Annotated in this window: 10 protein-coding genes; 3 read left to right on the top strand and 7 right to left on the bottom strand. The window is 51.2% G+C overall.

Annotated elements, in window-relative coordinates:
- Positions 1 to 26: 26 nt before the first annotated feature.
- Positions 27 to 2,135 (bottom strand): sensor domain-containing protein, encoded by a 2,109-nt coding sequence (locus BZG13_RS10025; protein WP_077486517.1) that lies wholly within the window; start codon positions 2,133 to 2,135, stop codon positions 27 to 29.
- A gap of 334 nt (positions 2,136 to 2,469) precedes the next feature.
- Here BZG13_RS10025 and BZG13_RS10020 point away from each other — a divergent pair, with 334 nt between their 5' ends.
- From BZG13_RS10020 to rimI, 3 genes are read left to right on the top strand one after another with little or no spacing between them, the layout of a single operon-like run.
- Positions 2,470 to 2,874 carry a GNAT family N-acetyltransferase gene (locus tag BZG13_RS10020; RefSeq protein WP_069362763.1) on the top strand — a complete coding sequence of 135 codons (405 nt, stop codon included), beginning with the start codon at positions 2,470 to 2,472 and terminating at the stop codon, positions 2,872 to 2,874.
- Between the two features lie 13 nt (positions 2,875 to 2,887).
- Positions 2,888 to 3,280 carry a DNA polymerase III subunit psi gene (locus BZG13_RS10015; RefSeq protein WP_077486516.1) on the top strand — a complete coding sequence of 131 codons (393 nt, stop codon included), beginning with the start codon at positions 2,888 to 2,890 and terminating at the stop codon, positions 3,278 to 3,280.
- On the top strand, positions 3,273 to 3,734 hold the full coding sequence (gene rimI, locus BZG13_RS10010; protein WP_077486515.1) for a ribosomal protein S18-alanine N-acetyltransferase: 462 nt from the start codon (positions 3,273 to 3,275) through the stop codon (positions 3,732 to 3,734). The genes BZG13_RS10015 and rimI overlap by 8 nt, the downstream gene beginning before the upstream one ends.
- Here rimI and BZG13_RS10005 read toward each other — a convergent pair.
- From BZG13_RS10005 to BZG13_RS09980, 6 genes are all read right to left on the bottom strand, one after another.
- Entirely contained in the window at positions 3,731 to 5,680 is a 1,950-nt protein-coding gene (locus tag BZG13_RS10005) for a bifunctional diguanylate cyclase/phosphodiesterase (RefSeq protein WP_077486514.1), read from the bottom strand. The two genes, rimI and BZG13_RS10005, sit on opposite strands and share 4 nt — an antisense overlap.
- Before the next feature lie 58 nt (positions 5,681 to 5,738).
- Positions 5,739 to 6,341 carry an OmpA family protein gene (locus tag BZG13_RS10000; protein WP_077486513.1) on the bottom strand — a complete coding sequence of 201 codons (603 nt, stop codon included), beginning with the start codon at positions 6,339 to 6,341 and terminating at the stop codon, positions 5,739 to 5,741.
- Positions 6,341 to 7,729 (bottom strand): TolC family outer membrane protein, encoded by a 1,389-nt coding sequence (locus BZG13_RS09995; protein ID WP_077486512.1) that lies wholly within the window; start codon positions 7,727 to 7,729, stop codon positions 6,341 to 6,343. Before BZG13_RS09995 ends, BZG13_RS10000 begins: the two co-directional genes overlap by 1 nt.
- Positions 7,730 to 7,754: 25 nt before the next feature.
- Positions 7,755 to 9,149 (bottom strand): HlyD family type I secretion periplasmic adaptor subunit, encoded by a 1,395-nt coding sequence (locus BZG13_RS09990; protein WP_077486511.1) that lies wholly within the window; start codon positions 9,147 to 9,149, stop codon positions 7,755 to 7,757.
- The gene (locus BZG13_RS09985) at positions 9,146 to 11,311 is read right to left on the bottom strand and encodes a type I secretion system permease/ATPase (RefSeq protein ID WP_077486510.1); all 2,166 of its coding nucleotides are present in this window, start codon (positions 11,309 to 11,311) and stop codon (positions 9,146 to 9,148) included. The genes BZG13_RS09990 and BZG13_RS09985 overlap by 4 nt, the downstream gene beginning before the upstream one ends.
- 62 nt (positions 11,312 to 11,373) lie before the next feature.
- The coding region (locus BZG13_RS09980; RefSeq protein ID WP_131825398.1) for a beta strand repeat-containing protein at positions 11,374 to 16,007 on the bottom strand (4,634 nt) is incomplete at its 5' end.

The raw sequence follows: 16,007 nt of genomic DNA, 5'->3' as shown, positions 1-16,007 counted from the left end.
CCTGAGTAATACCAACAGGTATCCGATTAGCTTATCTGCGCACTGGGTGCCAGTGCCTGTGGTGGTTGCTTGTTGGGCTTACTTTTCAGCAATAGCTTTTCAAACGCGTGCTTGGGCATGGGCGAGTGAAAATAATAGCCTTGAATGGTATCACAGTGCAGGTTAGTGAGCACTGACGCCTGCTGACGGGTTTCGACCCCCTCTGCCACCACGGTCATTTCCATGGCTCGGCCGAGATGAATAATGCTTTCCACCAGCGTCACCTGTTTACTCAAAGCATCCATATCGTGAATAAACGCGCGGTCAATTTTAAGCTCATCAAGCGGAAAACGAGCAAGGTAAGACAAGGATGAGTAGCCCGTGCCAAAGTCATCAATCGAGAGGGCAAAGCCCAGTGACTTAATCGCATTGAGCATATTCAGGGCATGCTCATCGTTTTTCATCACCGCGCTTTCCGTTAACTCAAAAGTAATATCTTCTGGGTTCGCGCCCGTGGCTTTAATCAGCTTTTCCATATGCTCGGTCAGCTTGGGGCTGCTAAATTGCTCTGGCGATAAGTTAATCGCCACTCGTCCCGGCAGCATGCCTTGTTGACGCCAGCGCCGCACGTTTTGAAAGACCTCGCGCATCACATGGCGTCCAAGCGCTTCAATAAGTCCACAGCGCTCTGCGACCGGAATAAAACGCCCAGGACTGATATAACCCTCTACCGGATGTTTCCAACGCACCAAAGCTTCAGCACCGTTGATACGATAATCACTGGCACTGACCTTAGGTTGATACCAGACTTCCAGGCCGTTGTTTTGTAAGGCCTTTTGTAGCTCGATTTCCAACCAAAGCCGCATCCGTGCTTCTTTACTCATGCTGTCATGATAGGCGACCACTCGGTTTCGGCCTTGCTCTTTGGCCTCATACATCGCGGTATCGGCATTTTGCAGCAGCTGCCGCGCGTCTTTACCATCATCGGGATAACGCACCATCCCTACTGAACACGCCAGATACTTGCTAAAATAATGCAGCTCAAAAGGCTGGCTAATCGCACCGACGACTTTGTCGGCCAGTTGATCAGGCGCGTCGTCCGTTGCGGGCTTAGGCAGCAGCACCGCAAATTCGTCACCGCCTAAGTGACCAACAATGGTATCCGCCGAGAGCAAGGCGCGTAAACGCTGAGCAATATCCTGAAGCACACGATCGCCAACATGGTGTCCGAGAGAGTCATTGATATTTTTAAAATTATCGACATCAAGGTACAACATGGCCAACGGCGTTTGTGCTTTGATCAATCTATCCAACTCTCGGCTGAAGCCATAGCGATTATACAGACCGGTTAAGGCATCCGTATAAGCGGATTGTTGCTCACCGATTTTGCTGGCATCCTCTTTTTCGGTGGGTTTTAAGCGCTTAACCGACGAGTCAGTCATTGTAGGTTGTAGACGCAGCATATGCGCTTTTTTGCCCAAAAGATGGATAGGTGATTGGCTCACCGTCAGCGGCGCGCTGTTTTTTGCACTCACTACCGACACACCTTGCCCAAGCGGCGTACGCGATAGGCTGTCAATGGTGCTAGATGCTTTCTCTGTCGACACGAGATAGTCTGATAAAGGCTCACCCATCAAGGCRTCGATACTTCCGACGCCCAATAACCCAGCGGCTGCAGGGTTCGCTGATAATATACAGCCATCTTCAACCACGCAGCAGCCATCATCGATAAGTTGACTAAGACGGTGGTATTTTTCCTCCGCCTCTTCGAGCGCACTGGCTAATACTTGGCGTTCGGAGGTATCTGCGGCATGAAAAATCACGCAGGGCTTGCCACTTTCATCAGCGACATTCTGCAAGGGGGCAACACTGAAGTGAAAGCTAGTGCTATGGTAGTTATCAGTAAGAAGCACCTCTCCCTCGGCGCATTCACCCCGTCGGGCTTTRTCATAATGTGGTTTGACCGACTGATAAAACGCCTCGCCTAGGGTATCGATATCGGATAACCCCTTTAACGACGGCAAGGCCAAGCCAGACAGCTCGCTATAGCGTTGGTTGGCGTAAAGGTAGCAATCATTGCTGTCGAGAATGGCAAAAAGGAACGGACTATTATCGGTTAAGCAGTAGAACCAATCATTTAACGACGATATTGGCATGAAAAGCTCACATCTGGAAATCACTCTCGACCATCTCATTGGCAAGACAAACGTCTCATATATTAGACACTTTTAACTTTGTTGTCAGTAGCACTTTATGAGGCACGCGTCATGGGTTCAAGCTTTTCTCACTATATACCGCATATTTTACTGTAAAAATAGATAAAGGACTCAAAATCAGTAAACAGGAGAGACTGTGTCGCCATATTACACAATTTGCTGACTATTTATGCATTTAGCTGCGTAAGCATCAAACACATACGACAGTCACCTCTTGCACGGGATCGGGAATCCGTTATTCTGGCTACACCATTTAATAACCACGACCTCTGTGATGATGATTCGTACAGAAGCGCCCGCCGACCTGGTTCGGTTAGACGGTTGGTGGCGAGAGACGCTCATGCGTCCCGTGCAAGCCGATCAGCTCCAACAGCTGCGCGAAACGGGGCAGATCTCGCTTTCTCTCCTGGCGACCGATGATATGGGAGAGATATTAGGGCACATTGCCGTCACCGACGCTCAAACCGCCAATAACACCCAAGAAATTACGTTATGGCATAGCCCAGATGCAAACTTGGTGATGCCTCTGTTAGACGAGGCTGAGTCTACCTTGTTTGAACTGGGCTATAGTCTGTTAAAAATTGCCCCCAGTGACGCCGCCGAACAGGCCGAGTTTGCCCCCTTATACCCGGACGATATTTGGTGGTATAAACAGCTCACCGCCGCGACGTCAACGTGAGAGTCAGCCAACTATGTTAACGGATATCCAGCGTTTGCAAGCCATGGATCTCGATGTGTGGCAATTGCGACACCCAGAAATCTACGGCCGTGAGCAAGAAGTGATCCAATTGCCTGACCACTGCCAACTCTTGCTGGTTTGTGATCACACTCTCAGTGAGCAAGATGCTTGGCTATTTGGCAACATCCTAAAAAGCATGAAATTAAATGCCGAACAGGCTCGCCAACTTCCCCATACTGCGTTGCCAGCCCTTGGCGAACATCACCTTAGCTGGTGTTGGTATATTGGCTCTGTTGAGGTGATTGTCGATGGTGTGAAAAGCTTGTATTCACAGCCTTTAGCGCAGATGCACGATAACCCTGCGGCTAAGCGCGATCTTTGGCGTCAAATTTGTCAGTATGAGTGATTATCAGATTACCCCACTTGATCACGACGATGTTGCGGCGATCGCCGCCATTGAGCAGCGCGCCCACCTCTTTCCATGGTCAGCCTCACAACTGGCGGTTTCGTCTCATCAGTTTGACCATCACTACGTACTGCGCTTGACCACCGCTCCCTCATGTATCATCGGTTATTTTTATGCACGCTGTATCGCGGGTGAAGCCGAGCTGTTGAATATTGCTATCGATCCGGATTATCAGGGACAAGGGTGGGGATGGATACTTTTAAACGGGATGATAACGACACTACGTCATGCTGGGGCGGACAGTATTTGGCTAGAGGTAAGAGAGAGTAACATGCCTGCCAAAGCACTTTATCAAAAGCATGGTTTCCAAGTAGTTCACCGCCGGCAACAGTATTACCGCTGTGCCGACGGCTGTCGTGAAGATGCGTGGATAATGGAAAAACGACTACCTTAGTCGCGACGCTCGTGACCACCGTGCGCGTGGTCACTATCAAGCCGAATGGGAGGGAGAATATATCCCTGGTACCCGTGGCAGCCCAACTGATGAAAATACTGATGCTGCTCTGATTGCTCAATGCCCGTCGCAATCACCTTAATCTCTCGAGACGCGGCAATATTCACCAACATACGAATGAACACATCATCCACATCGCTCGACTGCTGACCAAACCCGATATCCAATTTGACATAATCAGGCTCGATATTTTTGATGTAGTCGACGTTATCCATATTACGGCCAAAGTGATCAACCCCAACAGCAAAGCCTTGACCACGGATTAAACGAAACAATGCCTTGCAAGCTTCAGGATCAGCATGCACCGCTTTTTCTGACACTTCAAACGCCAGTTTATCGGCGAGATGGGTTTTGAGTAAAAAGTGACTTAACCAATCATAGAATGTTTGGCTTTGGACACTTTCGATGGTGAGATTGATCGCAAGCTTGTCACTGTGAGGGTTTTTATTAAGGTAGTCACTCACCCTATTTAGCACATGAATATCAAACTCTTCGCCTAATGCATACATCTCAATACGGTTGAGCAACTGACCCGCAGATAACCAGCTATCGTCCACCCAAAGGTGTGCGTACACCTCTTGATGCCAATTATATTGATTATCACGATGACGAACCGGTTGGGCATAAAACGCTAATGGGTTTTTGTGCAACGCATCAAGCAAAATATGCCGCCATTGCTCTCGGGTCCGGCTATCAACTTGTTCATCCGTTGGCCAAAAGTAAACCTCGTTTTGGCGCTTCGCGTGTTGTAATGCATTATCCGCTTTCGCCATCAGGCTCACCGTCTCGTCGGTACGCGTTTGCGCAATACCTAAGTGAAAGCCTTGATTGACCGGTAACGAGATATTCTCTAGCTCTTGATTGATCACCCGTAATAACTGGCGTAAGTAACGCCGTAATACTTTCTCTTCATCGGTAACCAGTAAGATCGCGATTTCATTATGACTCAACCTTGCCACGACTTGATGCGTGCTGGCTAAGCTCTCCTGCGTTAACGCTTCTCCTAGTAATCGCCAACATTGATCCCGGTATTGATATCCGTAACGCGCACGTAAACGTGATAACCAATCCGCCTCTAACAGAATTAAGCTGCAACCGACTTCATCGTTGATAAAGCTTTGCAGCTGGTGCTGAAAATAGCCACGGTTCGGTAAGCGTGATACCGGATCAACCATGAGTTTATCGCGCAAGCGTGCCAATTCGTCTTGTTGTGATTGCTGCATCCGTGCGACTTGTTGCCCGGCAAGATTAAAGGCGTTTTGCAGTGCCGATAAATCACTCACACTGGTTGCCACTTGCGTCGGATGAAAATCACCATGTCCTAACGACGTCAGTCGCTGACTGAGCTCCCCCAGAGGGACGGTAACACGACGGAACATAAAAGACGCGGCGACAATAACGGCCACACCCGCAGCCAATAACCAACCGACTAATCGCACCAGTCGTTGCCATAACTCAGCAATATCTTGATGAGGATCGAACGTCATGGTCAGCTTCGCTAACTGTGTCCAGCCGTTGCTCACCGAGACGGAGGTTGTGTTCACCGTTAAGCCCGTCGCTGTCGCGAACCAATTCGGCACATGCATTGCCGGGCGGTCAGATTCCCATACTTGGCGTTGCCCAGATAGCATGGGCTCGACCGTGATCTGACTCACTTGGGGCATACTGATAAACTGGGAAGCTAACTGCGTGAGTCGTTGTCCATCACTTTGTTCAAGTACCGCGGGCAGCGCTTCAGCCAGCGTCTTGCTGAGTAAGTTTGATTGTTGTTGCAGCTGTTGTTTACGTTGCTCCACGCCCAACTGAAATACCACTGCCGTGGTCACCAATACAGTGACCACGGTAGCGGTGACGACAAACGAAAGCACACGTTGATGCAGTGTCATTGCGCGCCTCGCCAGCCGATGCGTGCAATGACTATCGAAGTGGCCATTGGCGTAGCCGCTAATCTGATTCCGATGAATAAATAGTCCATCGTTTCTCCGTTATGCCGTGTTCGCCAGAAACAGTCGCGACCACTCGGCGATTTGTTTCATTGGCTCTGTCTGTCTCAGCATCGATTAATGGGCGTGTCTCACCGAAGCCTTGCGCGCTAACACGACTGCGGTCAAGGTAAAACTGATTAACGAGCACGTCCGCAATCGCCTCTGCGCGTCGCTGTGACAACGCTAAATTGTAGCTCGCCGCACCCAATTTACTGGCATGACCTTCAATGAGTACCGACGCCTTAGGATAACGGCGCATAAATTCGGCAAGATCACGGATATCGCCATACTGACTTTCACGAACCAGGGCCGAATCCGTAGCAAATTGGACATTCAGCTCGAACGATGCGGTTTCTATTCGCTCTTGCGGGCAGCCTTCATTATTAACCCTAGCTTGTTCAAGCGTCGCGTTACACTGATCGCGCGCGGCAATTACACCATCTTTGTCTTGATCGGTGAGGTCACGGCTTTGTGTGATCTTCGTTTCCATGGGATCAACCGACTGTGGCGCACAGCCACTGATCATGAGCCCGGTAAAAAGAAGTAAACTCAACTGCTTCATTATTCACTCCCCTCACTGTACAGCGATGCCGAGTCCCAGCTTGCTGGCGTATCGATTCTTAGTGAGGCCAGTAATTGCCCGGTAGCGTTTAATATTCGATATTGTGCATACCGCTCATCGGCTTCTTTACTTAGGTATTCACGGCGTGTTTCAAACAACTCATTTTGCGAGTCCAATACATCCAAAAGCGTCCGCGCATTGAGGCGAAACTCATCGCGATAGGCATCTCGGGTATCGGTAGCGGCTTCGACATGTTGGCGCATAAAGTCACGCTGCTGTTCAAGATAGGTTCGCGCGTTCCAGGCTAAAGTGGCCCCTTCAACCACTTGGCGATGGGTCATCTCATTCACTTCTCGCGCCTCGATGGTTTGATAAGCCGTTTGTCGCTCTCGGGCGCGATCGGCACCACCATTAAATAAGTTGTAGCGCATGCGTACCATGGCTTGGATATTATTATTCTCGCCACCGACGTCCGGCGGACCCGCACCATCTTCGCCACCAATGTTTTCGTTCCAATTAGCATCGACTTCTACGTTGATGGTCGGTAAATACGCAGCACGAGAGCCATCACGGGCTGCATTCGCCGCCGCAATATCTGCTTGTGCAGATTGCAAACGCGGATGGTTATCTAACGCCATATCCAAGGTAGCATCCAGCGATTGAGGCAGCATCGCGGCATCGGGTCTAGGTAAGTGTAAATCCTCAGGTGCGATACCGACGATCTTTGTAAAAGCACTACGCGCATCGGCGAGGTTATTGCGCGCCGACATTAAGTTTGCGTTCGCACGGGCTAAGCGTCCTGTCACCTGAGACAAGTCGCTGGCTTTGGCAAATCCACCTTGATTGCTTTCTTCAATCGCATCGTAGATTTCCTGGTGGTTATCTAGGTTTTTTTCTGCCAGGATCACAATTTCTTCAGCTACGAGCACATCCAGATAAATGCGTGACACTTCCAACGCTTTATCTTCTGCGGTGGCAATCAAGCCCCACTGCTCAGCCGTGGCCTCGTTTTGTGTCCGCGCCACTTCATGTTGGGTACGAAAGCCATCAAAAAGCATTTGGCGTAATGATAACCCAAGCTCACGACGAGTTAGGTCTACTTCATCATCCGTGCTGGTATCACGGCGAGTGCCTGGTGAGTCCGTCCATTCCTGCCCTACACCAGCAGTCGCATCCAGTGTGGGGTAATAACCGGCTTTGGCTTGGTCTATAGATTGCTCACGCGCTTTATAGCGCGCAAAGGCTTCACGTATTTGTGGATGTGACTCGAGTGAGCGAGCCACCGCTTGCTCCAATGTTTGCGATATTGCAACGGGTGAAATCAAGCTCATGGCTAGCGCGATAGCCGTTATGCGCGTTTTATGACACAGATGCGAAAGGGTCGGCATCTTGTTTCTCCTTGTTTGTGATTATTTAGCGCTCGCGTAGTGCGTTTTCTTTTGCCCGTAAAATAGGATTGAGAAGATAATCCAACACCGTGCGCTTGCCGGTAATAATATCAACCGAGGTCAGCATGCCAGGAATAATCGGCATCGGCGTGCCATCATCCCGCGTTAAGTGCGATGCCTCGGTCCTGATTCGCACGAGGTAAAAGCTATTCCCTTCTTCATCCTGTGTGGTATCGGCACTGATGTGCTCGACGGTGCCGTCTAGCCCGCCATAGCGGGTAAAGTCATACGCGGTGACTTTTACAACGGCCGGTAATCCAGGATGTAAAAATGCAATGTCTTTGGGCAAAATTTTCACTTGTACGAGCAGCTGATCTTCAGTGGGCACAATTTCTATCACATCTTCCCCGGGGCCCACGACACCACCCAATGTGTTGATGTGTACCGTTTTCACCGTGCCATCGACAGGTGAAGTAATCACGGCTTTGTTCACTTTGTCTTGTGCCCCGACGGTCGCCTCTGTGAGTCGAGACAGCCGTGCCTCGCTTTCACTCAGCTTGGCCCGTGTCTCACCAATAAACTGCAAAGCAGCCTCACGGCGTTTTAAGATAGATTCATCTAACGCTGCTTTAATTTTGGGCCGCGACAGTCTTAAGTTGGTCAGCTCACCCTGCATATCATTGATCTGTCTTTCCAGTTTGAGAAGCTCCACTTCTGAGACAATCTTCTTTTTTACCAAAGGACGTGTGATATTGATCTCACGATCCATAATCGATAACGAGTTAGTCAGCGTTTTTATCTTGGACGCCACTTCTTCCAACGCTTGACGCTTCTGAGCGATTTGTTGTCCCTGAATCTCCAGTTGATTGCGCAGAGTGTCCAGTCGGCTCCGATATTCTGACTTTTGCCGTGCAATTAACTGGGGTTTACGGCTGGTGAGTGAGTCAGGAAAACTGATGGGACGCGGCACAATCTCAATCTGTTGCTGCCATGGCTGGCTAGGTGGCTGCAGAATGACACTATCAAGTTCACTGTACATGCGCGTGACCGAAGCTCGCAAACTGTCAATTTCTTGCTCTTGCTGAGCCAGATCGGAACGAAAGCGGGTGGCATCAATACGCGCGAGAGGCATTCCTTTTTCAACCAATTGCCCTTCATCAACATACATCGCCTGCAAAATGCCACCATCTAGGCTTTGGATCAGCTGGACATGAGAAGGAGGAATGACTTTACCACTGCCCCGAGTGACCCGGTCCAGCTCCGCCACCGCGGCCCATACAATAAAGCTTGCAATCAGCAGCAAGGCAACCCAAACCACCGCACGGTACTTGAGCGGGGTATCTGTCATCATCGCGCCATAAACATCGTCAATCATGTCGAGATCAGCGGGTTGGCTGGCCTTTTTAACGATCTTGCTCATGACGCATTTCCTTTGTTGAGCTTACTGAGGACTTTGTCACGCGGACCATCCATCACAATGCGTCCTTTGTCCATCACAATCACCCGCTGCGCGAGGTTGAGCAGTGACATGTTATGGGTCACCATCACCAGTGTTCGTGATTTGGCCGCCACTTCCATGGCTTTAATAAATTGGTTTTCGGYATGCGCGTCTAAACTGGCCGTCGGTTCATCCATCACCAATACAGGCGGTTCATTAAGCAACGCCCGTGCTAAAGACACCGCTTGCCTCTGACCGCGAGAAAGGCGTTCGCCACGCTCTCCCACCTGTTTATCTAGGCCTTCGTGGTCTTGCGCGGTAAACAAACTCACGCCTGACAGCTGCACCGCACGCATCAGCTGGTGCTCAGTGACTTGGCGCGTACCAAACATAATGTTTTCGCGAATAGTGCCATGAAACAGCGTCACATCTTGTGCCAAATAGCCCACGTTGCGACGCAAATCTGAAGGATGGATTTGACGGCTATCGACGCCATCAAACCGTAAACTGCCTTGGTGGGGCTGAAAAAGGCCGGCTAACAGTTTTAGTAAGGTGGTTTTACCCGAGCCATTTTTACCTAAGATGGCGATTACTTCACCCGGCTGAACGCGAAAATTCAATGGATAAAGCGCCGGTTTTTCCGTCTCTGGATAATTAAAGGCCAAGTTATCGGCACTGAGTTCACCTTTAAGGCGTTTACGGCTGACAAGGTGCCCTTTATCAGCAAACTCATCCTCTTGCTCCATCATCGCATTCAGTTGGCGCAGCGAGGTGCTGGTTTGATTCCAACGGTTGAGCAAACTCGCCATTTGCGCCATGGGTGACACCGCTCGGCTGGAAAGCATCACTGCGGCGATGATCCCCCCCATGGAGATATCGCCGTCCGCCACCCGATACACCCCCAGGATCACCACGGCGATCGCCATCATCTGGGTGATGAAAGTGGCAATGTAAGAAACGTTATTGGTGATTTGTTTGACTTTAAAGTTCCAATTCGCCGTGTGCGCGGTCATTTGCTGCCAACTGCGCTGCACGATGCCTTCGGCGCCATTAGCTTTGATGCCCTCTAACGCCGATAAACTCTCAATGAGATGGCCATGGCGCTCAGAAGCGTATTTATTACTCTCTTCAATCGCTGCGCGCAATTTAGGCTGGACCGAGATGGTGTAGCCCAAGATCAGTAACCCAGCCACGACCGGCACCATGGCCAGATCGCCCGCGACTAGATAAATAATCGTGATAAAGAAAACCGCAAACGGCAAATCAACCAAGGTGGTGATAGTCGCCGAGGTGAGCATGTCTCGCACAGAGTCGAACTCCCCCAACTGTTTGGCCGTGGCCCCCACACTGCCGCCACGATTGGCCAGCGGCGTACCCATCAGCCTTGCAAACAGTCGAGACGAAACAATAATATCGACTTTCTTCCCGGCCATATCAATCATGTAGGAGCGCAACTTGCGCATGATAAAGTCAAAGCAGTAGGCCAAGGTGGCGCCGCTAGCTAACACCCACAAGGATTCAAACGCCAAATTAGGAACGATCTTGTCATAGACGTTCATGACGAACAGCGGCGACACTAAAGCAAAGAGGTTCACCAACACGGAGGCGAGCAACGCATCGCGATAAATAGGCGCCGCGTCTTTGACCGTTTGCCAGAACCAATGGATCTTATTGTCATGCAGATGTAAGTCGACTGATTGATCGCCGCGGTACTGGCGCTTGATCAAAAAGCAGTAGCCCACATACATCGACTCGAGCGCTTCGAGCTGCATGGTTTGTTCACCACCATTTTCTGGAAGCTGAATTAATGCAGTACCGGCTTCATTATCGATCTCACGTAATACACAGGCTTTTTGGTCTGCTAACAGTAACACGCAAGGGAGCAATAACGGCCCTAAGTTATCCAGGTTGCGACGTGACAAGCGTGCGGCCAAACCGGCGCGCCCTGCCGCTTGTGGAAACATATCGGGCGTGAGTAGCGCATTGGTCATCGGCAGACCTGCGACGAGCGCATCCCCCGAGCAGGGGGTGCCATAGTGTTCGGTCAGCAATACCAAACAATCTAGCAAGGGATCGTCGGTGGGCTGTTCGCCCGCTGCGATTCGCCACTGCACCGATTGATTATTATTTGAAAGGTCAGTCACTTACATCTCTCTTTTGACCGAAAACAAAAGGCAGCGACATGATAGCCGCTGCCTGAGGGTGATTACCAGTCCGCCGTATCCACTTTGATCTCTAAATCTGGATTATTCCCCATTGAAAGGTCGGCATTATCATCACCTTGTGTGAGTCGTAGCTCTCCTTCTTCACCATTAATCAAGGTGTTGATCACCACTTCTTGCTGACCACCGCTGCTGGTAACAATATTGAGGCTTTCAATATTAATGAACTGATCCATTTGGTTATCACCATCGGCATCAAGGCCAATGGTCAAGGTGCCCTCAGCCTCACCACTGTCAGTGGTTTGCCATGAAATCGACACGTGCCCGTCTTTGATGAGCTGGGTTAAATCCTCGACAAACGCGAGGGTGTCTTGCGTGTCACCTTGGTTATCAAAATCGACAATGACATCGGTTTCAGTCCCATCGCCATCGGCAGACGATGGCATATCATCCAGCGACCACTGGAATTTATCGCTACCGGTACCTCCGCCGTCCTTGTTCTGGTCGTCTTCCTGGATGGCGGTGTATTCGAAGGCTGCGTCTGAGAGCAGCATTTCGGTGCCGTCTGCCAGGGTGGCGGTGCCGCGTCCAGCCTCCTGTACACCATCAGCGGGTTGACGCTCCTCCCCGTCGCTTTCCAGGTTTGTAGAGACAATACCCACGTCTTCAAGCGTCAGGAATTCACCGGCATTCAACTCGCCGTTGCYGTCGGCATCCTGCCAGACACCAAACTCATCAAAGCCGTTGTCGTTGGCATCAAAGACACCGTCACCGTTACTGTCAAAGCCAAGGGCCAGACCTTCCAGATCCGTTTCACCACCCAACTCAGTGAAAGCAATCTGTTCCAGATCCGTCAGGCTACCATCGCCATTCTTATCCCACATCAGCACACCATCTTGCGCGCCGGCCCAGGCAGTGGTCGAGCCATCAAGGCCTGGTAACGCAACCTCGGTATCGGCGTAATGCAGCGTACCATCTTGATTAAGATCCAGTACCACTGGAGTCACTACATTACCAGTAGAATCCACTATGACAGAATCATTACCAGCCAGATCCGTGGTTTGGAAGGTGTAGTCTGATAGAGTCCCAGTATATGGTGTAGAGAATTCACTCAAGGCTATCTGCCAGGCAGTAGCATTTGGTTCAGTGCTAGTGCTAGCAACTTCATTGTCATTAGCATCAAACACAGTAATGGTTGAGTTCGTTTCCGAAGTACCGGTAATACCATCAGTAGTACCTCCCCCATCAAGCGTAATTTGTTCCTCTGTCATACCGGATGGTGCATTCGGATCGATGGTATCGACTTTATAGCCAGAGTTATCAGCCACAGCATCAAACGTGAGACCAACAATAGACTCACCTGACAGATCCGCCAAATCCCCCACAATAGCACCATTTAGATTTAGCCCATTTGCTGGAATCGAGATGCCATTGGCATCGTTATCTCCCGCCTGAATCGTATACGTGAACTGCAAGGTATTGCCGTCAGGGTTGCCAGAATACACTGCTTCAACGGTTTCTGAGCCAATAACAAGATCCAGCGACGGGGTGCCATTGGTGGTATCAAATTCAACCGCCATATTAGTGGTGATGGTGGCAGTGACAGAGTCTTGCGTTTCTTCCAAAACGCCGTCGCTATTATGTACTAGCGTACTTTCGTTGAGGAAACCGTTTTCTCGACCAACAGCAGACGTCAGCGCAACGTTAGTAATTTCAGGTGTTTCTTCAACCGTTGATGGATCTGGAATAACAAGCTGAGGCGTTTCCTCCAATGCAGTAAGAATCGGGTACTGATCTTCCACCAACGTCCAGATGGTCTCATCAAAACCGTCAAGCCCTGCCACTTTACCGATCATCTGTTCAGTATTCAGTGCGGTGCCTACAGGTTCATTCGTGTCGTTTGTAGACCCTTTTTCCACCCCCCGCTTAGTCACGTCTGCATCATAGTAAGCATTGATCTGTTGACCGCTTAWCATTAAGCCTATCAGACCACCCGTGGTACCTTCTGAGGATAACTCACCGGCAGCGTAGACGTTTTCTAATGTTGTACCATTAAAAGCTGTACGTCCGGCAATACCACCTGTATACCCGTTATAGGTACCGATAACCTCGGCTATGGAAAACGAATTTTGGATAGTAGCGCCTTTTATCGCATCGGCCACCAGGCCGCCGACGGCATGAAACTGACTAAAAGGCTCAGTGTCATCTGTTCTCTCAACGGTACCCTTCGAATAAGCTTGCTCTAGGATGGGCGCATCGCTATCTGGACCATTATCCATACGACCAAATATACCACCGGCACTGAGACGACCGGTGACATTACCCTCAAACGAAACCTCACTGGCACTGCCGCCAATAACGTACCCGACCAAACCAGCCGCGTAAAAATCGTCACCGTCAATCTGGCCATTGATAACATCGACATTGTCAATAGTCGTATTTGTGGTGCTGCCTGCCAGAGAGGCTGTTCTCTCTCCCCCGATGATAGTGGCATCAACCAGGTTCACATCCTTAACGGTGCCGCCATCAATGGTCTCAAACAAACCGACATTTTCCACTTCTGGCTTATCGATGGTCAGCCCTTCAATATTGAAGCCGTTACCGTTGAAGTTGCCGGTGAAATTGGCAATCGGATCCCAGCCCGTGCCGTCGCTATTAAACTCTGCGTAATCACTTTGCTCAGTGGTCAGGCTCTGAGTCAGCGTGAAGTCAGCCTCTGGGTTCTCTCTCAAAGCATCTAGTGTTGTCCAGCTTGAAATGAGGTAGGACTTACCGGACTCATTGCCGACGCTGTCATTCGCAGTAAAGGCGTAGCCATCCACGCCTTCTGCCGTATTTATGCCATTAATATCGCTTATGGTGATCGACCAGTCACCGTTGTTATCGGCTTCAGGTGGCGTAGCCAATGTGACTTCATTACCATTGTCGTCAAAAACCTTGATAGTAGCACCGGGCTCTGCTGTGCCGCTGATCGTGTCTTCTAATAAAACAAAATCAATGTCATCAGGAGAGTCAGGGGCGATAGTGTCAACCTCAGATTCAGGATCAGTCGACTCGCTAGTCACTCCTGCCATGGTGTTACCGGCGGTATCCATGGCGTCCGAGACATCAAAGGTCACATTACCAAGCTCAACATTGTCATCGACAACGGTGTATTCCAGCGAATATTCCGTACCATCGCTTGACCATGTGCCGTTAATCGGGTCGGTCAAGGTAGTATCGGCATTGTTGTCAATGATCGGTTCAACGCTTGTATCCATCTCTTCCGAGAAGGTAAAGGTCGCGGTGACGGTGTTACCGTCATCGGCTTCGCTGATCTCGGTGTCGTCGAGTACCACCGTCTCGAGCGTCGGCGGCGTGGTGTCCAGCGTAATAACGTCCTTGGCCGACGTCGCCGGGTTGCCCGCAGCGTCCGTAACGTCGGCGTTCACAGTGATAAAAGTGTCGACCAGACTTGTCAGGTTCACTTCATTGTTTAACAAGGTCCACTCACCCCCATTGACCGAGGCCGTGATCGTAACGACAGAGACGCCGTCACTGAAGTCAACAGTAACTTCCTGACCGTCCTCGGCACTCGTGGTGCCACTGACCAGGACATCCGTCGCCTCACTCGCGTTGACAACATTATCGGATTCGATGGGGCTATCAATGCTCAGTGTAGGGGCCGTGGTATCCAGCGTCGCGGTGTCATCCACGCTGCCCTGGTTGCCGGCTTCATCGGTCACCGTCATGGTCACSGTCARCTCGCCATCGGCCAGGCTGCTCAGGTCTTGGCCTGTGACSGTYACSTTGCCATCACCATCCACGCTGATGTCGTTCGCATCCACGGTGATGTCGGCCGTGTTGGCGTCGCCGTCGCTGATCACGATGCTGTCTATCGCCGCACCGTCTTCCACCGTGCCGCTGAASGTSACGKCGSTTTGTTCGCTGTCGTTGATCAGGTYATCGGCATCGTCGAACGCGATGCGGTTGCTGCTATCGCCACCTTCGCCTGGGGCCGCCGTATCTAGCGTCGCGGTGTCATCCACGCTGCCCTGGTTGCCGGCTTCATCGGTCACCGTCATGGTCACGGTCAGCTCGCCATCGGCCAGGCTGCTCAGGTCTTGGGCGTCCACGCTGACATCGTTGCCGCTCACGCTGATGTCGTTCGCATCCACGGTGATGTCGGCCGTGTTGGCGTCGCCGTCGCTGATCACGATGCTGTCTATCGCCGCACCGTCTTCCACCGTGCCGCTGAAGGTCACGGCGGTTTGTTCGCTCTCGTTGATCAGGTTATCGGCATCGTCGAACGCGATGCGGTTGCTGCTATCGCCACCTTCGCCTGGGGCCGCCGTATCCAACGTCGCGGTGTCATCCACGCTGCCCTGGTTGCCGGCTTCATCGGTCACCGTCATGGTCACGGTCAGCTCGCCATCGGCCAGGCTGCTCAGGTCTTGGGCGTCCACGCTGACATCGTTGCCGCTCACGCTGATGTCGTTCGCATCCACGGTGATGTCGGCCGTGTTGGCGTCGCCGTCGCTGATCACGATGCTGTCTATCGCCGCACCGTCTTCCACCGTGCCGCTGAAGGTCACGGCGGTTTGTTCGCTCTCGTTGATCAGGTTATCGGCATCGTCGAACGCGATGCGGTTGCTGCTATCGCCACCTTCGCCTGGGGCCGCCGTATCCAACGTCGCGG

Source organism: Salinivibrio sp. ML323 (assembly GCF_001995745.1).
Classification (GTDB): Bacteria; Pseudomonadota; Gammaproteobacteria; order Enterobacterales; family Vibrionaceae; genus Salinivibrio; species Salinivibrio kushneri.
The sequence above is the reverse complement of the archived record's forward strand: the minus strand, read 5'-3'. Positions and strand labels throughout refer to the sequence as shown.